At 65.5% G+C, this 26,916-nt stretch carries 31 protein-coding genes and 1 pseudogene; 19 read left to right on the forward strand and 13 right to left on the reverse strand.

Going from position 1 to position 26,916, the window contains the following annotated elements:
* From A8V01_RS26965 to A8V01_RS27015, 11 genes and pseudogenes are all read left to right on the forward strand, one after another.
* Positions 1-220: pseudogene (locus tag A8V01_RS26965) on the forward strand (DEAD/DEAH box helicase); the annotation flags it as partial.
* A gap of 119 nt (positions 221-339) precedes the next feature.
* Positions 340-1,080, forward strand: a complete 741-nt coding sequence (locus tag A8V01_RS26970) for a sterol desaturase family protein (RefSeq protein WP_103099320.1) — start codon at positions 340-342, stop codon at positions 1,078-1,080.
* A gap of 26 nt (positions 1,081-1,106) precedes the next feature.
* Entirely contained in the window at positions 1,107-1,514 is a 408-nt protein-coding gene (locus A8V01_RS26975; protein WP_425437369.1) for a DUF2141 domain-containing protein, read from the forward strand.
* Positions 1,515-1,554: 40 nt separating this feature from the next.
* A complete protein-coding gene (locus A8V01_RS26980) occupies positions 1,555-2,856 on the forward strand; it encodes an MFS transporter (RefSeq protein ID WP_103099322.1) in 1,302 nt (433 codons plus the stop codon).
* A 92-nt stretch (positions 2,857-2,948) separates the two neighbouring features.
* A complete protein-coding gene (locus tag A8V01_RS26985) occupies positions 2,949-4,283 on the forward strand; it encodes a PAS domain-containing protein (protein WP_103099323.1) in 1,335 nt (444 codons plus the stop codon).
* Between the two features lie 115 nt (positions 4,284-4,398).
* Positions 4,399-5,760: a M48 family metalloprotease gene (locus A8V01_RS26990; RefSeq protein ID WP_103099324.1), complete on the forward strand. Its 1,362-nt coding sequence runs from the start codon at positions 4,399-4,401 to the stop codon at positions 5,758-5,760.
* Between the two features lie 43 nt (positions 5,761-5,803).
* Positions 5,804-6,502, forward strand: a complete 699-nt coding sequence (locus tag A8V01_RS26995; RefSeq protein WP_103099325.1) for a DsbA family protein — start codon at positions 5,804-5,806, stop codon at positions 6,500-6,502.
* 53 nt (positions 6,503-6,555) lie between these two features.
* A complete protein-coding gene (locus A8V01_RS27000; protein ID WP_103099326.1) occupies positions 6,556-7,719 on the forward strand; it encodes a sensor histidine kinase in 1,164 nt (387 codons plus the stop codon).
* A 46-nt stretch (positions 7,720-7,765) separates the two neighbouring features.
* Positions 7,766-8,563: a LytR/AlgR family response regulator transcription factor gene (locus A8V01_RS27005; RefSeq protein ID WP_103099327.1), complete on the forward strand. Its 798-nt coding sequence runs from the start codon at positions 7,766-7,768 to the stop codon at positions 8,561-8,563.
* 131 nt (positions 8,564-8,694) lie between these two features.
* Entirely contained in the window at positions 8,695-9,555 is an 861-nt protein-coding gene (nadC, locus tag A8V01_RS27010) for a carboxylating nicotinate-nucleotide diphosphorylase (RefSeq protein WP_103099328.1), read from the forward strand.
* On the forward strand, positions 9,552-10,253 hold the full coding sequence (locus tag A8V01_RS27015) for a ribonuclease T2 family protein (RefSeq protein ID WP_170066082.1): 702 nt from the start codon (positions 9,552-9,554) through the stop codon (positions 10,251-10,253). The genes nadC and A8V01_RS27015 overlap by 4 nt, the downstream gene beginning before the upstream one ends.
* Positions 10,254-10,293: 40 nt before the next feature.
* On the opposite strand, the gene A8V01_RS27020 is transcribed toward A8V01_RS27015, so the two are convergent.
* A complete protein-coding gene (locus tag A8V01_RS27020; protein ID WP_103099329.1) occupies positions 10,294-10,749 on the reverse strand; it encodes a nucleoside deaminase in 456 nt (151 codons plus the stop codon).
* A gap of 113 nt (positions 10,750-10,862) precedes the next feature.
* Here A8V01_RS27020 and rpmB point away from each other — a divergent pair, with 113 nt between their 5' ends.
* On the forward strand, positions 10,863-11,147 hold the full coding sequence (gene rpmB / locus A8V01_RS27025; RefSeq protein ID WP_103099330.1) for a 50S ribosomal protein L28: 285 nt from the start codon (positions 10,863-10,865) through the stop codon (positions 11,145-11,147).
* Positions 11,148-11,250: 103 nt separating this feature from the next.
* On the opposite strand, the gene A8V01_RS27030 is transcribed toward rpmB, so the two are convergent.
* The 4 genes from A8V01_RS27030 to xseA are packed head-to-tail and all read right to left on the reverse strand — an operon-like array spanning position 11,251 to position 14,935.
* Positions 11,251-12,258, reverse strand: a complete 1,008-nt coding sequence (locus A8V01_RS27030; RefSeq protein ID WP_103099331.1) for an esterase-like activity of phytase family protein — start codon at positions 12,256-12,258, stop codon at positions 11,251-11,253.
* 45 nt (positions 12,259-12,303) lie between these two features.
* A complete protein-coding gene (locus A8V01_RS27035; RefSeq protein ID WP_103099332.1) occupies positions 12,304-13,185 on the reverse strand; it encodes a M23 family metallopeptidase in 882 nt (293 codons plus the stop codon).
* Positions 13,186-13,195: 10 nt separating this feature from the next.
* A complete protein-coding gene (locus A8V01_RS27040) occupies positions 13,196-13,399 on the reverse strand; it encodes a DUF2093 domain-containing protein (protein WP_103099488.1) in 204 nt (67 codons plus the stop codon).
* A gap of 27 nt (positions 13,400-13,426) precedes the next feature.
* Complete coding sequence (xseA, locus tag A8V01_RS27045) at positions 13,427-14,935, reverse strand: exodeoxyribonuclease VII large subunit (protein WP_146037399.1); 1,509 nt, start codon at positions 14,933-14,935, stop codon at positions 13,427-13,429.
* A 5-nt stretch (positions 14,936-14,940) separates the two neighbouring features.
* Here xseA and purD point away from each other — a divergent pair, with 5 nt between their 5' ends.
* Positions 14,941-16,218: a phosphoribosylamine--glycine ligase gene (purD, locus tag A8V01_RS27050; RefSeq protein ID WP_103099334.1), complete on the forward strand. Its 1,278-nt coding sequence runs from the start codon at positions 14,941-14,943 to the stop codon at positions 16,216-16,218.
* A complete protein-coding gene (locus tag A8V01_RS27055; protein ID WP_103099335.1) occupies positions 16,211-16,696 on the forward strand; it encodes a hypothetical protein in 486 nt (161 codons plus the stop codon). The genes purD and A8V01_RS27055 overlap by 8 nt, the downstream gene beginning before the upstream one ends.
* A 12-nt stretch (positions 16,697-16,708) precedes the next feature.
* Here A8V01_RS27055 and A8V01_RS27060 read toward each other — a convergent pair whose 3' ends face one another.
* Together A8V01_RS27060 and A8V01_RS27065 are read right to left on the reverse strand one after the other, a co-directional pair.
* Positions 16,709-17,215 (reverse strand): 3'-5' exonuclease, encoded by a 507-nt coding sequence (locus A8V01_RS27060; protein WP_103099336.1) that lies wholly within the window; start codon positions 17,213-17,215, stop codon positions 16,709-16,711.
* A gap of 48 nt (positions 17,216-17,263) precedes the next feature.
* Positions 17,264-18,256: an adenosine kinase gene (locus tag A8V01_RS27065; protein ID WP_103099337.1), complete on the reverse strand. Its 993-nt coding sequence runs from the start codon at positions 18,254-18,256 to the stop codon at positions 17,264-17,266.
* A 454-nt stretch (positions 18,257-18,710) separates the two neighbouring features.
* On the opposite strand from A8V01_RS27065, the gene A8V01_RS27075 reads away from it, so the two are divergent.
* A complete protein-coding gene (locus A8V01_RS27075) occupies positions 18,711-19,211 on the forward strand; it encodes a hypothetical protein (protein ID WP_103099489.1) in 501 nt (166 codons plus the stop codon).
* Positions 19,212-19,376: 165 nt separating this feature from the next.
* Entirely contained in the window at positions 19,377-19,679 is a 303-nt protein-coding gene (locus tag A8V01_RS27080; protein WP_103099339.1) for a hypothetical protein, read from the forward strand.
* A gap of 18 nt (positions 19,680-19,697) precedes the next feature.
* Here the strand turns inward: A8V01_RS27080 and A8V01_RS27085 are convergent, their stop codons facing one another.
* Both A8V01_RS27085 and pdxH read right to left on the reverse strand, forming a co-directional pair.
* On the reverse strand, positions 19,698-20,633 hold the full coding sequence (locus A8V01_RS27085) for a cation diffusion facilitator family transporter (RefSeq protein ID WP_245892862.1): 936 nt from the start codon (positions 20,631-20,633) through the stop codon (positions 19,698-19,700).
* Positions 20,630-21,253 carry a pyridoxamine 5'-phosphate oxidase gene (gene pdxH, locus A8V01_RS27090; protein WP_103099340.1) on the reverse strand — a complete coding sequence of 208 codons (624 nt, stop codon included), beginning with the start codon at positions 21,251-21,253 and terminating at the stop codon, positions 20,630-20,632. The genes A8V01_RS27085 and pdxH overlap by 4 nt, the downstream gene beginning before the upstream one ends.
* Before the next feature lie 172 nt (positions 21,254-21,425).
* On the opposite strand from pdxH, the gene A8V01_RS27095 reads away from it, so the two are divergent.
* Genes A8V01_RS27095 through fabI form a run of 3 tightly spaced genes read left to right on the forward strand, consistent with a single transcriptional unit; the run spans position 21,426 to position 24,135 of the window.
* Positions 21,426-22,379, forward strand: a complete 954-nt coding sequence (locus tag A8V01_RS27095; protein ID WP_103099341.1) for a DnaJ C-terminal domain-containing protein — start codon at positions 21,426-21,428, stop codon at positions 22,377-22,379.
* Entirely contained in the window at positions 22,369-23,310 is a 942-nt protein-coding gene (locus A8V01_RS27100) for a YihY/virulence factor BrkB family protein (RefSeq protein ID WP_103099491.1), read from the forward strand. The genes A8V01_RS27095 and A8V01_RS27100 overlap by 11 nt, the downstream gene beginning before the upstream one ends.
* A 21-nt stretch (positions 23,311-23,331) precedes the next feature.
* A complete protein-coding gene (gene fabI, locus A8V01_RS27105; RefSeq protein WP_103099342.1) occupies positions 23,332-24,135 on the forward strand; it encodes an enoyl-ACP reductase FabI in 804 nt (267 codons plus the stop codon).
* 68 nt (positions 24,136-24,203) lie between these two features.
* On the opposite strand, the gene A8V01_RS27110 is transcribed toward fabI, so the two are convergent.
* From A8V01_RS27110 to A8V01_RS27125, 4 genes are all read right to left on the reverse strand, one after another.
* Positions 24,204-25,058 carry a sulfite exporter TauE/SafE family protein gene (locus tag A8V01_RS27110; RefSeq protein ID WP_103099343.1) on the reverse strand — a complete coding sequence of 285 codons (855 nt, stop codon included), beginning with the start codon at positions 25,056-25,058 and terminating at the stop codon, positions 24,204-24,206.
* Positions 25,059-25,201: 143 nt separating this feature from the next.
* The gene (locus tag A8V01_RS27115; protein ID WP_103099344.1) at positions 25,202-25,777 is read right to left on the reverse strand and encodes a hypothetical protein; all 576 of its coding nucleotides are present in this window, start codon (positions 25,775-25,777) and stop codon (positions 25,202-25,204) included.
* A 108-nt stretch (positions 25,778-25,885) separates the two neighbouring features.
* A complete protein-coding gene (locus A8V01_RS27120; protein WP_103099492.1) occupies positions 25,886-26,413 on the reverse strand; it encodes a demethoxyubiquinone hydroxylase family protein in 528 nt (175 codons plus the stop codon).
* 10 nt (positions 26,414-26,423) lie between these two features.
* Positions 26,424-26,909: a disulfide bond formation protein B gene (locus A8V01_RS27125; protein WP_103099345.1), complete on the reverse strand. Its 486-nt coding sequence runs from the start codon at positions 26,907-26,909 to the stop codon at positions 26,424-26,426.
* Between the last annotated feature and the right edge of the window lie 7 nt (positions 26,910-26,916).

Genomic DNA, 26,916 nt, shown 5'->3' on the forward strand with positions numbered 1-26,916 from the left:
CGGCGGTAACGGCGGCGGCCGTGGCGGCCAGCCGCGTCGCGATGGCCAGCGGGACGGCGGCCGTGGCGATCGTCCGCAGGGCGAACGCAACCGCTCCGACGCACCGCGCGGCGATCGTCGCGAGGGTGGCGAAGGCGAGGGTGAGCGCAAGCGCCGTTTCCGCCCGCGCGGGCCCAAGGGCATGGGCGCGCACAAGGGTGCGGTGAAGCGCGCTGGCTAAAACGCCGAAAACGCTAAACAGCTGAAACAAGGGGAACCGGGGCCACGCGATACAGTCGAGGCCCCGGTTTTCTCTTTTTGTCTTCCCCTTCGCTTCCCGAAGGCATACTCCCCGCGCCCATGGCGCTCGACGCTCCCCTTTTTGCGGTGCTTGTCTCCGCCTTTGCCATGACGGCGATCGTGGGCCTGCGTTACCTCATCACTTCCGGCCTGTTTGCTTGGATCACCGCGCGCGTTCGCCCCGGCCACTACAAGGGCCTGGACCGCCAGATACGCAGCGAGATCGCATGGTCGCTAGCTTCTGCCGCGATCTATGGCATCCCGGCCGGCGTGGTCGCATGGGGCTGGCGCGAACATGGCTGGACGCGCATCTACGCCGATGTTCACCACAGGCCGCTGTGGTGGCTGCCGGTTTCGGTCCTCGTCTACCTGCTGCTTCACGATACGTGGTTCTACTGGACCCATCGCTGGATGCACGTGCCCCGCGTATTCCGCGTGGCCCATGCCGTCCATCATGCCAGCCGCCCGCCGACCGCCTGGGCGGCGATGAGTTTCCATCCGGTGGAGGCATTGACCGGGGCGGTGGTCATCCCGGCGCTGGTCTTCCTTGTGCCCATCCATGTCGGCGCGCTGGGCGTAGTGCTGACGATCATGACGGTGATGGGGATTACCAATCACATGGGCTGGGAAATGTTTCCCCGGCGCATTGTCCATTCGCCGCTGGGCCGCTGGCTGATCACTGCCAGCCATCATCAGCGGCACCATGAAAGCTATCGATGCAATTACGGCCTCTATTTCCGTCACTGGGACCATCTGTGCGGCACCGACGCCGGTCTGTCGCAGGCATTTTCGCGGCCGTAACGCTGAACGTGACCCTGGGCGTGACCCTGGCCGTAACCCTGGGCGGAGCGACCGCCCCTCAGGGGACGGACGTTTCGGTAACTGTAACGGACATGCGATCGACGAAAGGGCAGGTGCTTGCCTGCCTGACGATGCGCCCCGATGCCTTTCCCAATTGCGAGAAAGACCCGGCCGCACGCAAGCTAACAGTCCCGGCGGCCAGCGGCCTGAACCTGCACTTCGGTGCAGTGCCGCAGGGCCGCTATGCGGTGTCGCTGATCCATGACGAGAACGGCAACGGCAAACTCGACACCCGGCTGATCATCCCGCGCGAAGGCTACGGCTTTTCACGCGATGCGCCGGTGCGCATGGGACCGCCGAAATTCGCACAGGCCGCTTTCGATGTGGGCCCCGAACCTGTCCACCTGGCGATACGGATGCGATATCTGCTCTGACCGACTTGCCCCCGCCATTTGCGCACCGTACCCCTGAGGTGTGAGACGGGACGAGGACAGCATCGAAGAGGCAGTCGAGAAGGCTGTCGAAATCGCAACGGCGGACCTTGTGCCGCCACCGCCGACAGGGGCGTTTTCGCCGTTCCGCTATCCGGTGTTCCGGGCGATCTGGACCGCCAACCTGTTCTCCAACCTTGGCGGTACTCTGCAGGGCGTAGCGGCGGCATGGCTGATGACCGAGCTGACCACGTCGCACAGACTGGTCGCGTTGGTCCAGGCGTCAGCGACGGTGCCGATCATGCTGTTCGGCGTCTTCGCCGGCGCCATCGCCGACAACTACGATCGCCGGCTGGTGATGCTGACCGCGCAAGTGGGCATGCTGGTGGTATCCGCCCTGCTCGCGGTCATGGCCTATGCACATGTGCTGACGCCGCCCCTGCTGCTGGCCTTCACGCTCAGCGTGGGCATCGGCACCGCGCTCAATTCCCCGGCCTGGCAAGCTTCGGTGCGCCAGCAGGTGGAACCGCACGAACTGCCACAGGCAATCGCGCTCAACTCCATATCGTTCAATATCGCCCGATCGGTTGGCCCGGCGCTTGGCGGCTTGCTGATATCTTTGTGGGACGTGTCCTTCGCCTTCGCGTTCAACGCCGTTAGCTACATCGGCCTGATCGGCGTGTTGCTGTGGTGGAGGCCGCCGCCGCGCCGCATCGAACGCCGGCCGATCCTGCCCGCCGTGGGCGTCGGCATCCGCTACTGCGCCACCAACCCGCAAGTTCGCCGTATCCTGCTGCGCTGTCTGGCGCTGGGCTTCAGCCTTTCCGCTTACCAGTCCTTGCTGCCGACCGTGGTGAACGGCCCGATTCATGGCACCGAGCTGGACTTCGGGCTGATGCTGGGCCTGTTCGGCATCGGTTCGATCATCGCCGCCCCGCTGACTGGCCCGATCCGTCGCAGGATCGGGCTGGAGGGCATTCTCACAATGGGCGCGGCGATGTTCGTCTTCTCCCTTTCACTGATCGCCGAGGTGGACCGGATCGCCTATGCCCTGCCCGCCGCCTTCGTATCGGGCATGGCCTGGGTGATGATCCTGACCACGCTCAACACCGCGGTACAGCTGCGTTCGCCCGATGCGATCCTTGGCCGATGTCTGTCGATCTATCAGGCGGTCACCTTCGGCGGCATGGCGCTGGGATCGTGGACCTGGGGCACGCTTGCCGACTGGAAGGATCTGCCCTTCGCGCTGCACGCAGGATCGATCTTCCTCATCGTCTCCTTCGTGGCCCTTCGTGTGATTGCTCCACTGCCGAAGCCTGGCGAGGGTGTGGTCCGGCAAGTATAAGCCCTAGGGCGGGCGCCACGTCCGCAGCTTAATCCTTATTACACCATGTTGCGCCAGAAACGGCCCACTACAGGGGCGAGTCGGGATTCGACATGGACAGTTTGCGCGGTGAGTTTTCCGGTGAAGGCGATTCCGAAAAGGAAGACGTCGCGCCCGCCGCGCCGGTTCGCAAACCGGCCAACGACGAACGCCGCATGCAGGTGCGCGCCTACAACTTCTGGGCAAGCCTGCTGGGCGAAAAGACCTTCCCCGATATCGCAGACCTCGATCCTGCGAACCTGCCGGACTTCGGCCCGCGCAGTGTCCTGCTCGATTTCACGGGCGGCTTGGAAGATCCGGTCATCCCCTACGTCGGCGCGATGCTGGCCGAAGAATGCGGGGCTGGCGCGCCGATTCGGCGCATCACCGACGTGCCGGGCGGATCGCTGCTTTCACGCATTACCGACCACTACATGCAGATTCTCGCCAACGAGGCGCCGATCGGTTTCGAGGCGGAGTACCTGAACCCGCAGGGCATGACGGTCCTCTACCGCGGCATCCTCATGCCGTTTTCGCGGGATGGCCGGCGGATCGACTATATCTACGGCGTGATCAATTGGAAGGAGGGCGCCGAACCGCTGCCCGCACGCCGTCCGCTTGCCCAGATCGATGACGAAGCCCACCAGCCCGCGATGCTGCGTGCGCCCGAACCACTGACCGACTGGGCAGATGGGCCTGCGGATTTCAGAGGCGCAGATTTCACGCTGCCCGCCATCGATGGCTATTCGCCGATAGAGCTGCCCAGCCCCGGCTTCGCCTTCGACGCCGAGCCGACCTCTTTCAGCACGCACGAGATGGGCCTTGCCGACTGGCTGGCATCCGCGCGCGATCTGGTGCTGATCGCCAGACGCAGCGAAGAGCGATCGCACCGGGCGCTTTACGAGGCCATCGGGCGCGCCCACGACTTCGCGCTGGCGGCACAGGATGCGCCCGAGGATCTTGCCGAATTGCTGGAAGATGCCGAGATCAGGCTGCAGGACCGCGCGCCGCTGCTGGCGCTGGTCAAGCTTGTCTTCGGCGCCGACTACGACAAGACCCGGCTGACCGAATTCGCAACCGTCATCGCCCATGCCGTGCGTATCGGTCTGCCGGCAGGCACTCTTTGCACCCACCTTGCGGCAACGCCCGGCGGGGTGAAGGCATTGGTCCGCGAAGAGCGCCGCCTGCGCCGCGAAGAAGCAGGGACGCTGCCCGCCAATGCCCGCGAGCGCCTTGCCGGCGAACTTCGCGCCATCGAGGCACGCCCGATGACGGAACTCGACAGCACCGGCGAGGAATTCACCCTCCTCGTCGCCCGGCGCCTGCCCGGCGGCGAGATCGTGCTGGTGGGTGAAGTGGGTGATGACGAAGCCCTGCTCCAGCGCGCGGCACGCCGACTGCTGGGCTGAAGCATCCGCCCCGGCACCCTGCGCACGGACGGCATCGCTCTCGACACGTTTGGCCCGACCGTGCATGCATGCGGCTTCATCGCCGGTTAAGCCCCCGGGGTCCCCAAGAGAGACGATGCCCAAGCTGCGACTATCTGCCCTGTTCTTCGCGATTCCTGCGCTGCTCGGGGCCTGTGCCGTTCCAGCCTCCGCTCAATCGATCCTGCGCGACGCAGAAACGGAGGCACTGCTGCGCGACATGGCAGCGCCGCTGGTCAAGGCTTCGGGCCTGAGACCGGGCGACGTCGACATCGTCCTCGTCAACGATTCTTCCGTAAATGCCTTCGTTGCGGGCGGGCAGGCGGTTTACGTCAACTCGGGCCTCATCGATGAGGCCGACACCGCCGCCGAAGTGCAGGGCGTCATCGCCCACGAACTTGGCCACGTCACCGGCGGCCATGCCGTGCTCAACCTTGGCGGAAAAAGCGCGACGAACATCTCGCTGCTATCGCTCCTGCTGGGCGCAGCGGCTGCGGCTGCTGGCGGCGGCGAGGCGGCGATGGGCGTCATCATGGCGGGACAGCAGGCCGCAATGGGCAAATATCTGGCCTACAACCGCTCGCAGGAAGCCTCTGCCGACGCGGCGGGCGCGCAGTATCTGTCCAAGGCCGGGATCAGCGGGCGCGGTTCGATCGCGTTCTTCGAGAAGCTCCAGAACATGGAATTCCGCTACGGCTACCGCCCCAAGGACGGGGACGAATTCTATTCCAGCCACCCGCTTACCGGGGACCGCATCACGACGCTCAAGGACACTTACGAAAAGGACGCAGCCTGGGACAAGCCCGACGATGCCGCGATCCAGAAGCGTTTCATGCGCGCCAAGGCTAAGCTGTTCGGCTTCCTTGCCGAACCCGTGCAGGTCATGCGCAAATATCCGATGACCGACAACTCGGTCCCCGCCCATTACGCCCGTGCTTACGCGTTCCACCGCGAATCGAAGTTCGCCGAAGCCCGCGAGGAAACCGAGGCGCTGATCGCGGCCGACCCCGACGATCCCTATTTCCTCGAACTCGACGGCCAGATCCTGCTGGAAGCGGGCAAGCCGGCCGAAGCGCTGCCGATGCTGCGCAAGGCCAACGACCTGTCAGGCAACACCCCGCTGATCGCCACTCTGTTCGGCCACGCCCTGATGGCAACGGAAGACCCGGCCCATTACAAGGAAGCACAGGAAGTCCTGAAGACCGCCGCTGCGCGCGATCGGGAAAATCCTTTCACCTGGTATCAGCTGGGCATGATCTACGCCGCCAATGGCGACATGCCGCGCGCCTACCTTGCCAGCGCCGAGCAGCAGGTCCTTTCGGGGCGCATGGAAGAAGCACTGCGCAGCGCACAGGCAGCTGAGGCAGGCCTGCCGCAAGGCTCGCCGGACTGGATCCGCGCGCAGGACATCGAGATGCAGGCGCGCGCCGAACTGGAACGCGACAAGAAGCGGCGCTAGTGCGCCCGCAAGACCTCAATCAAGACAGGTATCTATCAAAGTCATGAGTACAGCCGGCAAGTTCGCAATGGTCGCCGTGGGGCTCGCAATCATCGGCGGCGCGGGATGGTACGGCGGGCGCATCGCCGTGGAGCACGTGGTCCACGATTATATCCTCGAAAACCCCGAGATCCTGCCTCAGGCCATGGACGAACTGCGTCGCCGCGAAGCCGCCAAGGCGCTTGGGGGTATCCGCGAAACCGTTGAGACGCCTTTCCCCGGCGCCGTGCTGGGCAACCCCAACGGCAAGGTCACGCTGGTCGAATTCTCGGACTACGCCTGCGGCTACTGCCGTCAGAGCCTGCCCGACGTCGCCCAGCTGATTGCGAAGAACCCGGACTTGCGCATCGTCGTGCGCGAACTGCCGATCATCAGCCCGCACAGCCCCGATGCCGCCAAGATGGCCCTCGCCGCTGCCGAACAGGGCAAGTACGTCCAGTTCCACGACGCCATGTACAAGGCCGGGCAGGTCGATGCACCCACGATCGAGGCCGTCGCCAAGTCCATCGGCCTCGACATGGACCGCGCCCGCCGCATCGCCGCCAGCCCGACGGTCGAGGCCGAACTCGGCCGCAGCATGGAGATGGCACAGCGGCTTGGCTTCACCGGCACCCCCAGCTGGATCGCGGGTGATAAGCTGATTCCCGGCGCAGTGGGCTTCGACCAGCTCTCGCAGGCGGTCGCTGCCGCACGCGGCGGTTGATCGCCACTCGCGCCCGTTTTGCATCGCCCGCAACATCGTCTAGGCTTGTCCGCATGAGCGTCCTGCCGATCCAGCCCATTCCGTTCTTCGCCAACAAGGACCGTGCCTTCTGGCGCCTGCAGCTGATCGGCTGGAGCGGCGCACTGATCCTGCGATCGATGTCGCTGCTGGCGAACAATCTGCCGCTGACCGCACTGGTGCAGGTGATCATCGCCACGATCACCGGCTTTTCATTGTCTCTGGTGCTCTCGGTCATTTACCGCGTGCTCATCAGAAAGCGGGCATTGTTCACCTGGGGCATGACGGTTCTGGCGCTGCCGATGGCGGTGGCATTGCACGCCTTCATCGATGCCTGGGTGATCTCGCTATGGCGTATTGATGGCGATGTCGGCTTTGCGCAGCTTTTCATCGGCGTCTTCTACCTCGACGCCACGCTGCTCGGCGCCTGGACCGCGCTATACTACATGGTGAACTTCTACCTTCAGGTTGAGGAACAGAACGACCAGCTGATCCGGTTGGAGAACCAGGCCACGAGCGCGCAGTTGGCGATGCTGCGCTATCAGCTGAACCCGCATTTCCTGTTCAACACGCTGAACTCGATCTCGACGCTGGTGCTGCTCAAGCAGACGGAGCCTGCGAACGCGATGCTCAGCCGCCTGTCCTCATTCCTGCGTTACACCCTTATCAACAAGCCTTCCGCGCGCGTGACGGTGGAGCAGGAGGTCGATACCCTCCAGCTCTATCTCGATATCGAACGAATGCGCTTTGAAGAGCGGCTGCGCACCACCTTTACCATCGACCCCGCCACCAGCGCGGGCCTGCTGCCGTCGCTGCTGCTCCAGCCACTGGTCGAAAACGCGATCAAGTACGCCGTGAGCCAGCAGGAAGCCGGGGCGGAGATCACCGTTGCCACGCAACTCGTCGGGCCGATGCTTCGCATCACCGTCTCGGACACCGGGCCGGGCTTGCAAAGTCCCACGACCGACAACAGGCTATCGGGCATGACCTACGATGGAGGGGAGCCGGTATCCACCGGCGTGGGATTGTCCAACATCCGCGACCGACTGTCGCAGGCCTATGGCGAAAACCACCGTTTCGAAACGATCGAGCCGCTGGAAGGCGGTTTCGCGGTCGTTATCGAGCTTCCTTTCGAGCGCCGCGAAACCACCGAAGATCATGCCGAGCCCGCGCGTCAGCCCGTTCAGATGGCGCGATGAAACAATCCTGCCCCGTGCGCGTTAGCCGCACCGGAGAAAAGCACCTATGACCATCCGCACGATTCTTGTCGACGACGAGAAACTCGCAATTCAGGGCCTGCAGTTGCGGCTCGAAAAGTACCCCGATGTCGAGATCATCGACACTTGCGCGAACGGGCGCGAGGCGATCCGCAAGATCAAGACCGAAAAGCCTGACCTTGTCTTCCTCGACATCCAGATGCCCGGTTTCGACGGCTTTTCCGTCGTTAAAGGTGTGATGGAAATCGAACCGCCGCTGTTCGTCTTCGTCACCGCCTATCAGGAACACGCCGTCCGCGCCTTCGAGGCGAATGCGGTGAACTACCTGATGAAGCCGGTGGACGAGAGCAAGCTGGACGATACCCTTGCCCGCGTGCGCCAGCGCCTTGCCGAAAAGCGCTCGTCCGAAGAAGCGGAAAAGCTCAAGACCGTTCTTGCTGAAGTGGCGCCCGATGCGGTCGACCACATTCCCGAAGAGGCAGACCCGAACGCAGACCGTTACGAAAAGCTTATCAATATCAAGGATCGCGGCCAGATCTTCCGGATCGACGTGGACTCGATCGAGCATATCGAGGCTGCCGGCGATTACATGTGCATCCGCACCGCCGATAACTCGCTGATCCTGCGCGAAACGATGAAGGATCTGGAACGCCGCCTTGATCCGCGCGTGTTCCAGCGGGTGCATCGCTCTACTATCGTCAATCTCAATCAGGTGCGTCAGGTCAAGCCGCACACCAATGGCGAATGCTTCCTCGTGCTCGATTCCGGCGCGCAGGTGAAGGTTTCGCGCTCGTACCGCGATGTGATCGCCCGCTTCGTTCACTAAGGCCTGAAGGTCGCGCAGGCGGGTCTGCCCTCCTGCGCCCCATTACCGGAATCGGTGGGCACGCGACCGATCGTGCGCCCACCTTCTTCTTCCCCTCGACAACTTGCCTCGAACGCGCAAAGAACCCGGCCATGACCCAGTTCGCGCTTCCGGCTTTCGACCTTCCCGCATTCGTCACCGCCACTCTCGCCGAGGATCTCGGAGAGGGGCTTGCGGGCGGCGGGCGTGACGTCACTTCCGAAAGCGTGATCGACGCGGACGCGCGGTTCTCCGGCGTCATGGATTCGCGCGATGCCATCACCGTTGCCGGCCTTCCGATCGCGGCGGCGTTCTTCCGCCAGCTTGATCCGGCGATGGAGGTCGAGCTTCTGGTCGATGAAGGCGCTCAGGTCGCCCCCGGCACCAACCTCATGCGCCTGACCGGCAATGCCCGTGCGATGCTGACCGCAGAGCGCAGCGCGCTCAACACCGTCCAGCACCTTTCCGGCATCGCCACGATGACCCGCGAATATGTGGACGCCATGGGCGGTCACGCGACCCTGCTCGATACCCGCAAGACCATCCCCGGCCTGCGGCATCTGGAAAAGTACGCGACCCGCATGGGCGGAGCGAAGAACCACCGCATGGGCCTGTGGGACGCAGCGATGATCAAGGACAACCACGTCCTCGTCGCAGGCGGCGTCGGCCCCGCAGTGGCGCGCGCCAGGGCCGCGGCCGTGACCCAGATCATCTGCGAGGTCGATCACCTCGACCAGATCGAACCCGCCATCGCCGCAGGCGCGCACCACCTGCTGCTGGACAACATGGGGCCGGACATGCTGCGCGATGCGGTCGCCATGGTGGCAGGCCGAGTGCCGACCGAGGCTTCGGGCGGGGTCAACCTCAAGACCATCGGCGCGATCGCCGCCAGCGGTGTCACCTACGTTTCAGTCGGCCGCCTGACGCAGAGTGCGCCCGCTGCCGACATCGGTCTGGATTTCAGCCCGCTGTGAAATCCGCAGCCGCCCTGATCGCGGCCCTGGCACTGCTCCCCGCTCAGGCTTGGGCGCAGGCCTATCAATGCTCCGTCCCGCGCACGATTGCGCCAGTTCGGCCGCTGACGCCCGACGGGCCGGTGCGCCGCACGACGATCGCGGGCTATACACTCGCTGCAAGCTGGTCTCCCGATTACTGCAAGACCAGCGGCGATGCCCGGTCGATGCAATGCAACCCCGCCCATGGCCGGTTCGGCTTCATCCTGCACGGTCTCTGGCCGGAAGCGGCACGCGGCCCCGCTCCGCAATGGTGCGCAACGCAACCGGTCCCGACGCCCCAGATCCTGCGTGAGAACTTGTGCATGACGCCATCTCCCGGTCTGCTGGCGCACGAATGGGCGAAGCACGGTAGTTGCATGGTCGCCACCCCGCAGAAATACTTCCGCGTAAGCGCGATCCTGTGGCGTTCGATCCACTGGCCCGACGCCGACCGCCTCTCGCGCAAGAAGGGTCTGACGGTCGGCCATCTGCGCGAGGAATTCGTGGCCGCGAATCCGGGCTGGCCGCATGAGGCGGTGGGGGTTGAGATCAGCCGCACCGGCTGGCTGCGCGAAGTGCAGCTTTGCTACGGCAAGGACTTTCGCCCCGCCCACTGCCCTGCCCGGCAATATGGCCCGGCCGATTCGGCAGCCCTGAAGATCTGGCGCGGGCTTTGAACGCGGGCAGCCACTGTCGAAGCCCCATCGAACGAGCGAGTCACCGTCTGGCGCGGAAAAAACCGCGTAGCATTTCCGCCGCCTGCGCTTCTCCGATCCCGGCATAAACCTCGGGCCGGTGCAGGCACTGCGGATGCTCGAAAATTCGCGCACCATGCTCCACCGCGCCGCCCTTAGGGTCGGAGGCCCCGTAATAGACCCGTGCGATCCGCGCATGGGCGATGGCCCCGGCGCACATCGCGCACGGTTCCAGCGTCACCCACAGTTCGCACCCTTCGAGCCGTTCGTTGCCGAGAACCTGCGCCGCGGCGCGAATCGCCTCGATTTCGGCATGGCTGGTCGGGTCGTGGCGCTCTCGCGGGGCATTGCGTCCGGTGGCGATGACACGACCGTCCTTGACGATCACCGCGCCAATGGGCACTTCGCCGGAATCGGCGGCGGCCTGCGCCTCCTTGAGAGCAAGCGCCATGGGTTCTGGAAGAGGCCAGCGAGTCATTCGACCGCGCTAGCCCGTCAAAAACCTGTGTGCAACTTGACCTTCGGTGGGGGAATCGGTAAGGGCGCGCCTTCCCGTACTAACGGCAAACAATTTTTCGAGCGAGAAAGACTATGTCCCGCATCTGCGAACTGACCGGCAAGGGCCGCCAGGTTGGCTGCAACGTCAGCCACGCGAACAACAAGACCAAGCGCGTCTTCCTGCCCAACCTCCAGAACGTTACGCTGATGTCGGAAGGTCTGGACCGCAGCTTCAAGTTCCGCGTTTCGACGCACGGCCTGCGTTCGGTTGAGCACAACGGCGGCCTCGACAACTGGCTGCTGAAGACCTCGGACGCCAAGCTGTCGCCGCGCGCCGTCAAGGTGAAGCGCGACCTCAAGAAGGCTCAGGCCGCCTGATTGCCTGCTCCTCCTGCGGGGGGAGCGCATCGGGAATACGGGCTTTAAAAAAGCGTGCGAGGCTATGCTTCGCGCGCTTTTTTCGCGTTTATCCTGGTAGCCTCTACCTGGGCCAGGGCAGCTTCGCGGGATCGACCGAAAGCTTCCACAGCAAGGTGCGCTGCAGTACCCGCATCGCGTTGTCGTCCGACATCAGCCACACGGTAATGCGCCCATCAGGCTGCGGGACGGCTGCGATCGCCTCGAAATTGTCGACCGGCAATACTGAGGCGAGCGAGGCCAGCGTTGCGGATGGCCAGACTTTGCCCGGTCTGATCCGGGCCGTATCCGCGATCACGATGCGTCCGGCGAATCGCAGGGGCATCGGCCACAACAACCGCCGCATGAGGATCAGCGCGCGGCCATCCGGCAACAGCGCCATGTCGACCGCCGAGAAATTGTCGGGCCCGTCGAACTGAAATCTGGCCGCATCGGGATGCTGGACGGGATCGCCTGAAAACAGCAGCGCATCATGAAGGCGTGCCTCGCCAAGCGACGGAGGGACTTCGCGGATCGCGATAAAGCGCCCGTCCGGCAGGCGGGTCATCGCTTCGGCGCCGGTATTGAGCCCCCAGTGAGCCATGCCTGCAGGGGCTACCCGTCCAGTCTCCTTCAGGTTCGCGGACAGTCGCGTGACCACGTTGAGCCCTTCCATGCCCAGCCAGTAGCGGCGGTTGGCAGGGTCATAGGCGACGGATTCGACATCGCGCCCGGCCTTCGTGTGAATCGGATCTTTGAAGCGGATTCGCTTTTCTCGTGCCTTCGACGGCTTTGCGCCCGGCGGAGAGAACATCAGCGTGTGGCCGGAATCGTTGAACGCCAACAGGCGACCGTCAGTATGAGCGACCATGGCGGAATAGCCGAACACCCAAGCGTTGCTCGACTTGATCTGCCATGCGCCCTCCATCCGGAAAGGCCCAAGGTATCGCGCCAGCACCGGTCCGGGCGGAAGGGCCTCGGGCACGATCGCAAGATCGGGAAAATTGCCACTGGGCCGCTTGTCTACGGGAGAGCGGCCCCATGTCGCCCACATCAAGGCTGCGAAAGTAAGGAAAGCGATGCTGCGGCGCACAAGGTCTGAATAGGGACTGCGCCGCAGTTGGCAAGCGGCATGGGGCTAATTCATCGGACCTGTGAACAGGAGCGGGTCAAGCCGCGCATCGTTCCACTTGATCGACCAGTGCAGATGCGGCCCGGTGGCACGCCCGGTCATGCCGATCCGCCCGATCACCTGCCCCTGACGCACGTGCTGCCCCTGCTTCACCAGTATTTCCGAGCAGTGCAGAAAGGCGCTGTTAAGCCCCATGCCGTGATCGAGCATCAGCAGGTTGCCTTCCAGCGTGAAGGGCTTTTCCGCCGCCAGAATGACCACGCCATCCGCCGGCGCCACGAACGTCGCGCCGCTGCCGCCCGGCGCAAGGTCCAGCCCGGAATGATAGGCGCCCGGTTCGCCGCGATAGATGCGCTGCGAGCCGAAACGACCCGAAATCCGTGCCCGGATCGGCCAGGTGAAGCGCTGCCGCCAACCCTGCGCATCGGTGACCATCGCACGGGCCGCAGCGATGCGTTCCAGTTCGGGGCGGCGTAGCGCCATGAACGCTTCGGACGGGCCGCCCGGCTTGCGGGCAATGTTCACATGCTCGATCTGCCAGGCGCGCGGCGCCACCGTAAGGCGCTGCTCTCCCAGTGTCCCGTTCGAATAGGAAACCCGCAGTATCGCCTGCGATCCCGCGTCACGGTCGAAAGCCACGAACCAGCCGCCATCCGGCGCGACCCGGACCGGCGTACCGTCCAAGGAGAGAGAGCGCACGCCTGCGGGCAGCTTGCCCTTCAGCCAGCCGCCCTGCGTCAGTTCACCCGTAAATGGCAAGGTCACCGGACGCGCCGGCGCAGCGGGAGCTACGGGGGCCACAGGCTGCGCGGCCCGCAGCGCCACGACCGGCACTGCGGCCCCGGCAACCGCGATCAGCAGCGAACAGGCCCATCCCCGACGACGCATGCCGCCGCGTTCAGGCCTGGCCGAGCAGTCGGCGCGTGGCGATTTCGGCGGTGGCGTAGGCTTCCTGGCGCTCAACGCTCCAGTAACGGAGGGTTTCGAGCGAGATCTGTTCGCCGGTCACGGCGCAAGTGACATAATGGCCCGCGCTGAGCACGCGAAAGCCGTTCGGGCCGTAAGCGAGCTTGGCGGGGCGGTCTGCAGAGGACATCAACATGGCCATGATCCTAGCAGAGCCGCCGCGTCAGAACAAATCGCCCTGTCGCGGCGACGCCGATGATCGTCGCGAAGAGGGTTCTGGGCGGGCCGGCCTGGCGGCGGGTGCAGGGGAGCGGACCTGCGGTTCGGCGCCTTCGCCCGCCATGACAGACAGCTCGCCGTCGCGGAACTCGATCACCAGACTGCCTTCGCGCAACGCGGCTTCGCGTGTGGTCAACGCGGCACCCGACGGGGACTTGACCAGCGCATAGCCACGCTGGAGCGGCAGGCGCGGGTCCAGTTGCGGCAGCACGCGATTGACCGGCGCCAGCGCATCGCGCGCCAGCGTCCAGCGCCGTTCGAGCAGGCGCGGAACAAGCCCGGCGCGCTCAAGCTGGAATCTACTGGCCTGCAACCGATGCTGCAGCACCGGCAGCGGGCGTCCTATCGCATTGAGTCGCCGCTCGGCCGCATGCGCCCGGTCCTGCAGCCCCCGGCGCAGACGGTCGGACAGTTCGTCCAGCTTCTGCGCCTTGGCCGCAAGGATCGCCTCCGGCTTCGGCAGGCGCCGTACCCGCGCTTCAAGCCGTTCCCGGCCAAGCACCACCGGACGCAGCGCGCAGCGACGCTTGCGCATGGCAAGATCGGCCAGCTGAGCCGAAAGTTCGGCGCGCACCGGCACCGCCATCTCTGCAGCGGCGGTCGGCGTCGGCGCGCGGCGGTCTGCCGCATGGTCGCAGAGCGTGGTGTCGGTTTCATGCCCAACGGCCGAGATCACCGGGATCGACGATTCGGCAACCGCCCGCACGACAATCTCTTCGTTGAAGCTCCACAAGTCCTCGATCGAACCGCCGCCGCGCGCTACGATCACAAGATCGGGGCGCGGCACCGGGCCACCAGGCTGGATGGCGGAGAAACCGCGCACCGCATTCGCCACTTGCGCCGCCGCGCCTTCGCCCTGCACCAGCACCGGCCAGACCAGCACCCGGCTGGGGAAACGGTCGGCAAGGCGATGCAGGATATCCCGGATCACGGCACCCGTGGGGGAAGTGACGACGCCGATCACTTGCGGCAGATAGGGCAATGGCCGCTTGCGCTCGGGCGCGAAGAGCCCTTCGGCCGCAAGGCGCGCGCGCAGCTTTTCGAGCAGCGCCAGCAGCGCGCCTTCGCCCGCGATCTCCATCGTTTCGATGACGATCTGGTACTTGGAGCGGCCCGGATAGGTCGTCAGCTTGCCGGTAGCGATCACCTCCACACCGTCTTCGGGGCGGAAGGCCAGACGCTGCGCGCCGCCCTTCCACATCACCCCGTCGATCACCGCCTTGTCGTCCTTGAGCGCGCAGTAGAGGTGGCCCGAAGCCGCCCGCTTCACGCCTGACAGCTCGCCGCGCAGGCGCACGAAGCCGAAGCGATCCTCCACCGTGCGCTTCAGGAGATTCGAAATCTCGCTGATCGATAGCGGCGCAGCGTTGTCCCCGGCCGTGTCCTTCGCTACCAGCCCGCCAGAACGACCGTCGTTGTAGTCATCGTCGTAGAAGAACTGATCGGAAGGCACGGGAAATGAATATCCTGCTACTGGGCTCTGGCGGCCGCGAACATGCGCTGGCCTGGAAGCTGGCGCAATCCCCGCGCTGCGATGCCCTGTGGGCGGCGCCCGGAAACCCCGGTATTTCGAGCCTCGCGACATGCATCGATCTCGACGCGACCGACCACGCCGCCGTGCTGGCCTTCTGCGAGGCGAACTGTATCGGCCTTGTCGTCATCGGCCCCGAAGCACCGCTGGTGGACGGCCTTGCCGACTCGCTGCGCGGCGAAGGCGTGCCGGTATTTGGCCCCAGCAAGGCCGCAGCACAGCTTGAAGGCTCGAAGGGCTTCACCAAGGACTTGTGCGCCCGCGCCAATATCCCGACCGGCGGCTACGAACGCGTTGCCAGCGAAGAGGCCGCCATGGCCGCGCTGGCGAAGTTCGGCGCCCCCGTGGTGATCAAGGCCGATGGTCTGGCCGCAGGCAAGGGCGTGACCGTGGCAATGACCATGGACGAAGCCGAAGCCGCAGTCCGCGACATCTTCGCCGGGCGCTTCGGTGAAGCGGGCGCCGAAGCCGTGATCGAGGAATTCCTGGAAGGCGAGGAAGCCAGCTTCTTCGCGCTGACCGACGGCTCCACCATCGTCCCCTTCGCATCGGCGCAGGACCACAAGCGCGTCGGCGATGGCGATACCGGCCCCAACACCGGCGGCATGGGCGCCTACAGCCCTGCCAAGGTGCTGACCCCCAAGCTGCAGGCCGAAGCGATGACCCGGATCATTGCCCCTACCGTCAAGACACTGGCCGACGAAGGCATGCCTTATTCCGGCGTGCTGTTCCTGGGCCTGATGCTGACCGCCAAGGGGCCGCAGTTGATCGAATACAACTGCCGCTTCGGTGACCCGGAATGCCAGGTCATGATGATGCGGCTTGAATCGGACCTTGTCGAACTCCTCCACGCCTGCGCAGAGAACCGGCTTGCCGCGATCGAACCGCCGCGCTTCTCCGACGACGTGGCGCTGACCGTGGTAATGGCCGCAGACGGCTATCCCGGCACGCCTGCCAAGGGCGGCGCGATCGGCAATCTGGCCGAGGCCGAGGCGAACGGCGCCAAGGTCTTCCACGCCGGAACCGCCGAAAAGGACGGCCAGTTGGTGGCCAGCGGCGGGCGGGTGCTGGCCGTGACCGCCCGTGCCGGCAGCGTGACGGAGGCGCAGGCAAAGGCTTATGCAGCCGTCGATACCGTGGACTTCCCCACCGGCTTCACCCGCCGCGACATCGGCTGGCGCGAGGTGGCACGCGAAAGTGCTTAAGCACATCGACCCGATCCTGAAGCTGTGCCTTGCGCTTGGCGCCCTGATGACGGGCGCCGGGATCGGGTACTATTACGGCATCTATCTGCCCGCGCAGGACATCCACCAGCAGACGCTGGCGATGGCCGAAAGGCAGTCCAAGGCGGCCGAGCAATCGCGGGCGCTGGCCGAACGCGCCCGCCACGAGGCGGAAGTTCAGGCCGTCTACGGACAGTGCGTGGACCTTGCCGAAAGCACCTATCGCCACCGCTGGACGCAGGCCTGCCAGGCCATGCACGATGCCGACCAGTCCGCTTTCGACGACTGCGCCGACGATCTGTTCAGCACTCGCAGCGGCTGCCTTGCCAAGCATCCGATCCGCCCGGCGCAGGATTGCGCGCTGCCCTCGCAGACAGCCCAGTCGATCGCCGAGGCCCGCGATCAGCGCAAGGCGCAGTGCGCGGCGCAATTGCAGACATCCCAGCGTGGCGGGCGCTAAGGGCTCAGGGGACTACCCGACCTCCCCGTCCACCAGCAGCCTGACGACCATCGCCAGCCGCTTGGCGTCTTCGCGAGCGAGGTGTTCCTTGGGCAGCCGCCGCTTGGCCTCTTCAAGAGCCGCGACGACCTGCGGGCGGGTATAGCCGCCTTCCTTCAGGTATTCGCCAAGGTAATGCACCGGGAACGGCAGCCTCGTTCCCGTTGCCTGACACAGCACTTCAAGCCAGTACTGGTCGAGATCGGCATCCGCATAGACCGGGCAACCGGCCACGAATTCGGCCATTTCGGCCAGCACCTGCTCGGGCGGCAGGCCCTCGTCATCCAGCATCTGCTGGGTGATGCCGTGAAGTTTCTCAGCCTCGTCCGACCAGTCCCAGTAGCGCCAGGCTTCGGCGGGCCGGATCAGCCAGGCCCGGTTCGAGCCGTCGATCCGCGCCACCGCGACTTCGATGGGATAGGACTGCCCGTATTCGGGCAGGCAGCTCGCTTCGAAGTCGATCAGCGCGGGACAGCTCAAACCGAAAGTCCTTTTGTGGTTACGGCGCCTATCAGCGCATTTCTTCGATCACATACGCGCGGCGACGAAATCCGCGAGATCGCATTCGGGGCGCGCGCCGTAGTGCGAGATGATCTCGCTTGCGCAGATTGCGCCCATCTTGAGGCTTTCCTCAAGCCCCTTGCCGCGCACGTGGCCGAACAGGAAGCCCGCCGCGAACAGGTCTCCGGCGCCGGTGGTGTCGACAACGCGGTCGATCGGCTGCGCGGCGACTTGCGCCCGCTCACCGCCGGAAAGCGCCACGGCGCCATCGGCACCCTTGGTCACCACCAGCACCGAAACCTTGGGCGCCAGCATCGCGATGCCGTCCTCGAACCCGGCAAGGCCGGTGAGCGTGGCCAGCTCTGTCTCGTTGCAGAAGAGCAGGTCGATCAGGCCCTCTTCGATCAGCGACAGGAAATCGCCGCGGTGCATGTCGATGATGAACGATTCCGACGGCGTGAAGGCGATCTTGCGGCCCGCAGCCCGCGCCGCCGCGATCGCCTTGCGCATCGCCGCGCGCGGTTCGACCGGGTCCCACAGATACCCTTCGAGGTAGAGCACGGCGGCGTCGGCGATCGTCTCATCGGCCACCATGTCGGCGGACAGCAGGTGCGATGCGCCAAGGAAGGTGTTCATCGTGCGCTGGCCATCGGGCGTCACGAAGATCAGGCAGCGCGCGGTCGGCGTTTCGCCGGCGCGGGCGGGCACGTCGAATTCGATGCCGCCGGCGCGGATGTCGTGGGTGAAGACTTCGCCCAGCTGGTCTTCGGCGACCTGGCCGATGAAGCCGCACTTGGCGCCCAGCGCGGCAAGGCCGGCCAGCGTGTTGGCGGCCGAACCGCCCGAGATTTCACGCGCGGGGCCCATCGCATCGTAGAGGGTGCGGGCCTGATCGGCGTCGATCAGCTGCATGCCGCCGTGGGCAAGGCCGAGTTCGTCGATCTTGGCGTCCGAGCAGTTGCCGATCACATCGATGATGGCGTTACCGACGGCGATGACGTCCAGACGGGGTTGCGTCATGGGTTGGGGAAATCCTTCTGAGGTGCCCGGCAATCAGGGTCCGGGAAAAATGTATGGAGCGCGCCTAGCCTGCCCCCCGGCCCGCCGCAAGGTGACAGGTTTACACGGTTTGCACGGTCCAGAGGGAAATGGTGTCACCTTGGGCCGTTTTCGAGGGCGATGTGTCACCTTGGAGCGCGAGATGTGTCACCTTGGCCCGCGCAGGTGTCACCTTATGCGCCCAAAGTGTCACCTTGCGGACCGAAAGTGTCACCTTGCGCGCCATGCAACGTGACAGGTAGCGGGTTATGGCAGTGAAGATCATCCCGCAAGGGTACTGCAAGGGCCGTGCTGTAGGAAACCCGCCGTTCCCCGTACCCCTGCGCGGTTCTGGCGCAGATCCGCCCGATTCCGCAGCACATGCCCTGACGGCCGATTGACTTGGCCGCCGCGCCGGGCAATGCCGCAGGCGATCATGAGCACCACGCCTTTCGGGACACTTCCCCTGAACCGCCCATCCTGCCGCCCCGTCAGCCGCCCCGTCAGCCGCCGCCTTGTGCCGCTTGCCGCGGCCTCGCTTGCGCTGGCGCTTTCGGCCTGTTCGGCCACCGGGGGCAGCGTGGCGAGCACGCCCGCGCCCACGCAGGGCAAGCGGATCAAGGGCATCCCCGCAACGCGCCAGCCCACCCGCACGGCCCCGCGCGATGCCACCGTGCAGATGGTGCCGGGGCTGGAAGGCGTGATCGGCGCCAATCAGGGCCAGCTTACCCGCATGTTCGGCCAGCCCCGTCTCGACGTATGGGAAGGTGACGCGCGCAAGCTGCAGTTCACCGGCACCGCCTGCGTGCTTGACGTGTTCCTCTATCCCAGCACCGGATCGAAGGAACCGCACGCGACTTACGTGGAAACGCGCCGCAGCTCGGATGGCCAGAACGTGGACCGCGCGGCCTGCGTGGCTGCGCTGAAGGGGAAGTAGGCGCCCTCAATTCCCGAATGCGAAGGCGGATCTGTCCCCCTTCGCCCTGTCCCCGCGAAGGCTCAGTTCAGCGCCCATCCGGTTTACGGCATATCGATATGCGGTAGCTTCCCCGCATTCGACGAAGTCTTATCGTGATCTGGCGATGTGGGGAGAAGCACTGCCATGTTCCGCAAGATCGTTTTCGGTTGCTGCGCCCTGGGCGCGATGGCGGGTACTCCGGCAAGGGCGGACATGCCCATGCTGCCGCCCAACTACACGACCGGGATAATTGCACCGGTGATCATGAACCAGTGTACCGGCGGGCGCTGCGCGAACAATCAGGCACCGCAGCAACGTCAGGCGCCGCAGGGCAGCCCGGAGAAGACACGCATCACCTGCGCCAACGCCCATCGCATGACGCCGACCCCGGCGCAGAAGGCAAAGCACGCGCAGCTCATCGCGCTATGCGCCAGCATCGGTCTGTGACTGTCTGAACGCAGCCGCTCAGCCCACCCGGATCGGCGGCAGCACGTCGAGCCCGGCGGCGCCGGCTTCGTCCACCAGACCTTCGGGGTCGGGGTGAATCAGGATCTCGGTATCCGGAAATTCGGTCCTGAGCCGAAGTTCCAGCGCGTCCATCACCTTATGCGCTTCCCGCACGGTCATCTCCGCATCGACCCAGACGTGGAACTGCACGAAGTCGCGGTTGCCGGAAGTGCGGGTGCGCAAATCGTGGACCCCGGTGATGTCCGGGTTGCGCGCCAGCAGTTCCAGGAAGCGCTGCTTCTTTTCGGGCGGCCATTCATGGTCCATCAACTGGTCCAGCACGTCCTGCGATGCGGTCCACGCCCCCCAGGCCAGCCACAGCGCGATGCCAAGGCCGAACAGCGGGTCCGCGCCCGAAACGCCTAGATACCGGTCGATCACCAGCGCCGCGATCACCGCCACGTTGAGCAGCAGGTCCGACTGGTAATGTACGCTGTCGGTCTGGATCGCGAGGCTGCCGGTACGCCGGATCACATGCCGCTGCCAGCCGATCAGCGCCAGCGTCACCACAATCGCGGCCACTGAAACGCCGATGCCCGCTTCGGCCGCCGCCACCCGATGCCCTGCGAAGAACTGTTCCACCGCATGGGCGCCGATGGCCAGCGCCGAGATGGAGATCAGCACGATCTGGAACAGCGCCGCGATCGCTTCCGCCTTGCCGTGGCCGAAGCGGTGCTTGTCATCGGGCGGATGCGCGGCAACCCAGACCCCCACCAGCGTCGCCACGCTGGCGACAAGGTCCAGCACGGTGTCGGCCAGGCTGCCCAGCATCGCGGTGGAGCCGGTGGACCAGGCCGCATAGCCCTTGATCGCGATCAGCAGGCTCGCCGCGCCGATGCTGGCGATGGCGGCACTGCGGTTGAGCGCGCCGGAACTGATCGCGGGATCGCTCACGGATAAAGCAGCGTGCTGGCCCAGCCGTCCGGGCCATGCGTGAACCGGCGGCGTTCGTGCAGGCGGTAGGGGCGATCGTGCCAGAATTCCATCGCTTGCGGACGCACGCGCCAGCCGCCCCAGTGCGCAGGCCGTTCAACCTCGCCGCCTTCGAAGCGGCTGCGCACCTCTTCGTAGCGGGCCAGGAACGTCTCGCGCGAATCGAGCGGGGCGGACTGGTCGGACGCCACGGCACCCAGCTGCGAATCGCGGGCGCGCGAATGGAAGTAGGCTTCGGCCTCGGCCTCGCTGACGGGGGAGAGCACGCCTTCGATGCGGATCTGGCGGCGCAGGCTCTTCCAGTGGAACAGCAGCGCGACCTGCGGGTTGGCGGCGATCTCCTGCCCCTTGCGGCTGTGGCCATTGGTGTAGAACACGAAGCCGCTGGCGTCATACCCCTTGAGCAGCACCATGCGCACCGAAGGCTGCCCGTCAGGCGTCGCCGTGGCCAGTGCCATCGCGTTGGAATCGTTGGGTTCCGTCCCCCGTGCTTCGTCATACCACTGCGCGAAAAGCGCAAAGGGGTCGCCGTGCGGGATAACTTCGCGGGCGTCGGTTTCGGTGGGGAGCGCGGTGGTCACGATATGATCGTCCTGAGTTGCAGATGCGGGAACCCTTGCGCGGATGCCCGGTTGCGCAAGGCATGGCCTTGATCGCGAACAAGTCTTCCTCCGGGATTAGGCAACACGATGGTGTTGCGCAACCTGAAGCAGCGCTTGTCCAAACCCGTCGCGCAACCTAGCTAGGGGCATCATGGCAGCAGATCCCTATACCACCCTCGGCGTGTCGCGCGGCGCGAGCGAAAAGGACATCAAGTCCGCCTATCGCAAGCTGGCGAAGGAACTCCACCCCGACACCAACAAGGACAACCCCAGAGCGGCGGAACGTTTCAGCGACGTGACGCGCGCCTATGACCTGCTTTCGGACAAGACCAGGCGCGCCCAGTTCGATCGGGGAGAGATCGACGCGGAAGGCAACCCCGCCAACCCGTTCGGCGGCGGCTTCGGCGGTGGCGGCTATGGCGGCGGCCCCGGTGGCCAGCGCGGTTTCGGCGGCGGAATGGGCGCAGAGGACGGCATCGACCTTGAAGATATCTTCGGCGGCATCTTCGGCGGCGGTCGCGGCGGAATGGGCGGCATGGGTGGCGGCATGGGCGGAGGGCGGCGTGCCGCTCCCAAGGGGGCGAACGTGAACTACCGGCTTTCCGTGCCGCTGATCGATGCGGCCGAACTCAAGCCCCAGCGCATCACCTTGTCGGATGGCAAGACGATCGACCTCAAGCTGCCCGCAGGGGTCGAAGACGGCACCCAGATGCGCCTTGCCGGCAAGGGCGAGCCCGGCCCCGGCGGCAACGGCGATGCCACCGTCACCATCCAGATCCAGCCGCACGCCTTCTTCCGGCGCGATGGCGACGACTTGCGCATCGACCTGCCGATCACGCTGGACGAAGCGCTGCTGGGCGCCAAGGTCAAGGCGCCCACGCCTTCGGGCGCGGTGATGCTTTCGGTCCCGGCGGGCGCAAGTTCGGGCAAGTCGCTGCGCCTCAAGGGGCGCGGCATGACCCGCAAGGACGGCACCCGCGGCGATCAGCTGATCACGCTGCAGATCGCCCTGCCCGAAGCCGATTCCGAAGCTGCGGCAGACCTTGCCGCCCGCCTCGAAGGGTGGGCCGACGGCCGCGACGTGCGCGGGAAGCTTGGCGTCTGACGCCGAACATGAGGCGCTGAGGGCGAAGCTGCGCCGAAAGGCGGGACCGGGTACGCGCGTCTTCCGCGTGGCGATGCGGGTCGTTTCGGGCACCTGGGACGATGGCTTCATCCACGCGGGCAACCTTGCCTACATGAGCCTGCTGTCGCTGTTCCCCTTCTTCATCGCGCTGGCCGCGATCCTTTCGATGCTGGGCGAACAGGACCAGATGGGCGCCTCGATCGACACGATCCTGCGCGCCCTGCCCCCGCGCGTGGGCGACGTGCTGCGCCCCGTCGCGCACGATGTCGCCGCCGCGCGCCATGGCTGGCTGCTGTGGGCGGGCGGGCTGCTGGGCCTGTGGACTTCCGGCTCTCTGATAGAGACGATCCGCGACATCCTGCACCGCGCCTACGATTCCAAGAAGCGCCACCGCTTCTGGCGATCGCGGCTGGTGTCGAGCGCGGTGATCTTCGGTTCGGTGCTGCTGCTGCTGGTCTCGCTGTCCTCGCAGGTGCTGCTGTCCACGGCGGAGACGGTGATCTCGACGCTGTTTCCGCGGCTGGACGGCCTGTCCGAACAAATGGCGCTCAGCACGGCGATGAGCGGCGGCGGGATTTTCGTCTCGATCTACCTGCTGTTCTACCTGCTTACGCCCCACGCGTACCAGACCCGACGCTATGCAAAGTGGCCCGGCGCGGCGTTCGTCACGCTATGGTGGCTGCTGGTCGCCTGGGCCTTGCCGAAAGTGTTGCAGACTTTCCTCATGTACGATCTTACCTACGGAAGCCTTGCCGGAGTGATGATCGCGCTTTTCTTTTTCTGGCTTGTAGGCTTAGGGATGGTCATAGGCGCGGAACTGAACGCGGCGCTTGCGCAGGCGAACGAGGGTACAGGTGTCCCTGTGGAATTCAGCGCAGAATCCGGCCCGATGAGCGGGCCCAACGATTAAAGTGGTTACAGGAAGAAACGAATGACCGGTCTGATGCACGGCAAGAGGGGGCTTATCATGGGCCTCGCCAACGACAAGTCGCTGGCCTGGGGTATCGCGAAGAAGCTGCACGAACAGGGCGCAGAACTTGCCTTCGCCTATCAGGGCGAAGCGCTGGCCAAGCGGGTCAGGCCGCTGGCGGAAAGCCTTGGCTCCGATTTCCTCATAGACTGCGACGTGTCGAACATGGACGCGATCGACGCGGCGTTCGACACGATCCGCGAACGCTGGGACACGATCGACTTCGTCGTTCACGCCATCGGCTTCTCGGACAAGAACGAACTGCGCGGCAAGTATGTCGACACCAGCCTCGACAACTTCCTGATGACGATGAACATCTCGGCCTATTCGCTCGTCGCCGTCACCAAGCGCGCGATGGCGATGATGCCGAACGGCGGCTCGATCCTGACGCTGACCTACTACGGCGCCGAAAAGGTCGTGCCGCACTACAACGTCATGGGCGTTGCCAAGGCGGCGCTTGAAGCCTCGGTGAAGTATCTGGCCAACGACCTTGGCCCGCAGAACATCCGCGTCAACGCGATCTCTGCCGGCCCGATCAAGACGCTGGCCGCCAGCGGCATCGGCGACTTCCGCTACATCCTCAAGTGGAACGAGCTGAACTCGCCGCTGCGCCGCAACACCACGATCGAGGATGTGGGCGGTTCGGGCCTCTACTTCCTGTCGGACCTGTCTTCGGGCGTGACCGGCGAAACGCATCACGTCGATTCGGGCTATCACCTGGTCGGCATGAAGCAGGAAGACGCGCCGGATATCGCGCTCGCCTGATACGCGCAGCCTGAGGGCTGAAACACGAAAGGCCGGAGGTTATCCCTCCGGCCTTTTCGTTATGCCGCTCAGCGGACCTGCGCCGCCTTGGCTGCCGGAATCGCTTCGATCTTCACCTTTTCCGGCGTGCTGGCCTTCACGAAAAGCTGCCAGGAAGACACCGCCAGCACTGCCGCCAGCAGCGGCTGCAATACCTTGTCCGGCGCGCGCGAGGACAAGTAGCTGCCCACCACGACGCCGGGGATGGAGCCGATCAGCAGGTTGGTCAGCAGCGTCCCGTTGACATCGCCCATGATCCAGTGCCCGGTCCCCGCGATCAGCGTCAGCGGCACGGCATGGGCGATGTCCGAGCCCACGATGCGTGCCACCGGCAGGCGCGGGTAAAGCAGGAACAGCACCGTCACGCCGATCGCCCCGGCCCCGACCGAGGACACCGATACGGCCACCCCGATCAGCGCGCCCAGCGCGATCGTGCCGCCCACTTCGACTCTGGGCGAACGTGCCGCCGCGCCGTCATGGGCATGGCGGAACAGCCACTTGCGCCCGATCACCGCCAGCGACGTCAGCGCCAGCAGGCAGGCGAGCGATGCAAGGATGACGTGTTCCGTGGACTTTCCGACCGAGCCCAGCCGGGCCATGACCAGCAGGGTCAGCACCGCCGCGGGAACGCTGCCCAGCGCCATGCGCCACACGATCTTCCATTCCACGCTTTCGCGCGATCCGTGAACGGCGGAACCGGCGATCTTGGTGACGGCGGCGAAGAGCAGGTCGGTGCCCACGGCAGTCTTGGCGCTGACGCCGAACAGCAGCACCAGCAGCGGTGTCATCAGCGAACCGCCGCCCACGCCGGTCAGCCCCACCAGCAGACCTACCAGCAGCCCGGCAATCGCATGGAAGAAATCAATCGTGCCCGTCACGCCCATCGCGTACCCGTATCCTTGCCTGGCTTTATCTTGTCGGGCGCCGTTCCAGCCGGTTTGCCCGCGCAAGACAAGCGGATTTAGGGTTTCAGGGGGGCAAGAGAGGCTTGTGCGCCGTTATTCCGACGGCGCGCGGGGAAAGAACGTTACTTCTTCTGCGCTGCTGCCGCCGCCGCAGCGTCTTCCGCCGCATCCTGCTCCGCAGCCTGACGCTTGCGCTGTTCGAAATATGCCTTTTCCGCTTCCTCGACCCGCGCCTGTTCTGCGGCGGCATCGGCATCGATGGTGGAGAGGCGCTTTTCACGCTCTGCCTGGATCAGTTCGCTGAAGCGCACTTCCGAACCGTTTTCCTTTTCCGCATAAGCCTGATTGATCAGCTGCTGCGTGCAGCCCAGCGAACCGCCCGCGCCCGCCGGTGAACAGCTGAGCGTGCCGAAGCGGCCCACCGTCTCGTAAGCCTGCACCTTGTTGGCCCAGGCTTCGGACTGCGGCTGATCGATACCGCGCAACGGCGTCGGGATGCGATAGCGTTCTTCCTCGGGCTTGCGGGCGCAGACCGTGATCTCTCCCGACGACGCCTCCGGACAGGGATCGTCGCCGTAGACGATCAACTGGTTCACCTTCTCACCGCCGGGATCGGAAAGGTCCGAATCCTGCGCGAAAGCGGGTGCGGCAGCCAGCGAAAGGACGGCAACGGCAGCGGAAACGAGCAGGCGGTTCATCGGTGGCTCCAGCAGTCGATATGGCCCGAAGGCGTCATGATCGGGGTGACACCCGATATAAGGATATGATGGGTTGAATGACAGCTTAAGCACACAACCCGCAAGACGTCAGATGCGTTCCGAAAGCTTGATGGCCACGCGGCAGCCCATGCGGATGGCGTGGAACAGCAGCGGATATCCCGGCGTCTCCTCTGCCCCGGCCGCCAGCGCGGCATCGCGGTGTTCGCGTTCCTCGTCGCGGAACTTCTCGATCGCGGCGCCCAGTTCGGGGTCATCCTCGCCCAGTTCGTCAAGCTGCTGGGTGTAGTGGCGGTCGATCTCGGTTTCGATCGCGGCGGTGCAGGCCATCGCCGCCTTGGGGCCCATCAGCGCCGTCGCCGCGCCCAGCGCGAAGCCCGCCACCGACCACACCGGCTGCAGCGCCGTGGGACGCACGCCGCGCTGCGCGATCATGGCGTCGAACTTCGCCTTGTGCTCTTCCTCCTGCGCGGCCATGCCGACGATCTCGGTGGAGTTGGGGCCACGATTTCCCATCACCGCCAGCTGTCCGGCATAAATGCGCGTGGCGCCGAATTCGCCCGCCTGATCCACCCGCAACATGCGTTCGCTGCGCCGGCTCATCGCGCTTTTGGTCATCGCATTCATATCAGGCCTTTCGGTCGCTGCGGGCGATCAGGGCGAAAACCGCCAGCGCGCCCAGCGTCGAGAACAGGAAATTGAAGCCCGCCAGCGAAATGCCGAAGAGGCTCCACGGCGCCACGTCGCAGCGGATCACCGGGGCCTTCATGATCGCATCAAGCGGATCGCCGCCCGCGGCAAAGGGGCTGGCGGTGCAGGCGGTAACGCCTTCCCACCAGTGATATTCGACGCCCGCATGGAATCCGCCGATCAGCCCGGACACCAGCACCGCCAGCGCCGCCACGGCCACCAGCGGACGAACCGGGCGCCAGAAGAACGCCAGCAGCGCGAAAACGATGGCCAGCATGTGCGGATAGCGTTGCCACCAGCACATCTCGCAAGGGTTGAGCCCGAAGACGTACTGGCTCACCAGCGCACCGCCAAGCGCCACTACGGGGATGCCCAGCGCCAGGACGCGGGCGGCGCGCACGCCGGGTGCCACGGAAACGGCCATGATGTGC

The organism is Novosphingobium guangzhouense (assembly GCF_002896965.1).
GTDB classification, from domain to species: Bacteria; Pseudomonadota; Alphaproteobacteria; order Sphingomonadales; family Sphingomonadaceae; genus Novosphingobium; species Novosphingobium guangzhouense.

Bases quoted from the DNA above. Each gene is read 5' to 3' on its own strand.
- A8V01_RS26970 (WP_103099320.1), top strand. From the start codon at position 340: ATGGCGCTCGACGCTCCCCTTTTTGCGGTGCTTGTCTCCGCCTTTGCC.
- A8V01_RS26985 (WP_103099323.1), top strand. From the start codon at position 2,949: ATGGACAGTTTGCGCGGTGAGTTTTCCGGTGAAGGCGATTCCGAAAAG.
- A8V01_RS26990 (WP_103099324.1), top strand. From the start codon at position 4,399: ATGCCCAAGCTGCGACTATCTGCCCTGTTCTTCGCGATTCCTGCGCTG.
- A8V01_RS26995 (WP_103099325.1), top strand. From the start codon at position 5,804: ATGAGTACAGCCGGCAAGTTCGCAATGGTCGCCGTGGGGCTCGCAATC.
- A8V01_RS27000 (WP_103099326.1), top strand. From the start codon at position 6,556: ATGAGCGTCCTGCCGATCCAGCCCATTCCGTTCTTCGCCAACAAGGAC.
- A8V01_RS27005 (WP_103099327.1), top strand. From the start codon at position 7,766: ATGACCATCCGCACGATTCTTGTCGACGACGAGAAACTCGCAATTCAG.
- nadC (WP_103099328.1), top strand. From the start codon at position 8,695: ATGACCCAGTTCGCGCTTCCGGCTTTCGACCTTCCCGCATTCGTCACC.
- A8V01_RS27020 (WP_103099329.1), bottom strand. From the start codon at position 10,749: ATGACTCGCTGGCCTCTTCCAGAACCCATGGCGCTTGCTCTCAAGGAG.
- rpmB (WP_103099330.1), top strand. From the start codon at position 10,863: ATGTCCCGCATCTGCGAACTGACCGGCAAGGGCCGCCAGGTTGGCTGC.
- A8V01_RS27035 (WP_103099332.1), bottom strand. From the start codon at position 13,185: ATGCGTCGTCGGGGATGGGCCTGTTCGCTGCTGATCGCGGTTGCCGGG.
- A8V01_RS27040 (WP_103099488.1), bottom strand. From the start codon at position 13,399: ATGTTGATGTCCTCTGCAGACCGCCCCGCCAAGCTCGCTTACGGCCCG.
- purD (WP_103099334.1), top strand. From the start codon at position 14,941: ATGAATATCCTGCTACTGGGCTCTGGCGGCCGCGAACATGCGCTGGCC.
- A8V01_RS27065 (WP_103099337.1), bottom strand. From the start codon at position 18,256: ATGACGCAACCCCGTCTGGACGTCATCGCCGTCGGTAACGCCATCATC.
- A8V01_RS27075 (WP_103099489.1), top strand. From the start codon at position 18,711: ATGAGCACCACGCCTTTCGGGACACTTCCCCTGAACCGCCCATCCTGC.
- A8V01_RS27080 (WP_103099339.1), top strand. From the start codon at position 19,377: ATGTTCCGCAAGATCGTTTTCGGTTGCTGCGCCCTGGGCGCGATGGCG.
- A8V01_RS27095 (WP_103099341.1), top strand. From the start codon at position 21,426: ATGGCAGCAGATCCCTATACCACCCTCGGCGTGTCGCGCGGCGCGAGC.
- fabI (WP_103099342.1), top strand. From the start codon at position 23,332: ATGACCGGTCTGATGCACGGCAAGAGGGGGCTTATCATGGGCCTCGCC.
- A8V01_RS27110 (WP_103099343.1), bottom strand. From the start codon at position 25,058: ATGGGCGTGACGGGCACGATTGATTTCTTCCATGCGATTGCCGGGCTG.
- A8V01_RS27115 (WP_103099344.1), bottom strand. From the start codon at position 25,777: ATGAACCGCCTGCTCGTTTCCGCTGCCGTTGCCGTCCTTTCGCTGGCT.
- A8V01_RS27120 (WP_103099492.1), bottom strand. From the start codon at position 26,413: ATGACCAAAAGCGCGATGAGCCGGCGCAGCGAACGCATGTTGCGGGTG.
- A8V01_RS27125 (WP_103099345.1), bottom strand. From the start codon at position 26,909: ATGGCCGTTTCCGTGGCACCCGGCGTGCGCGCCGCCCGCGTCCTGGCG.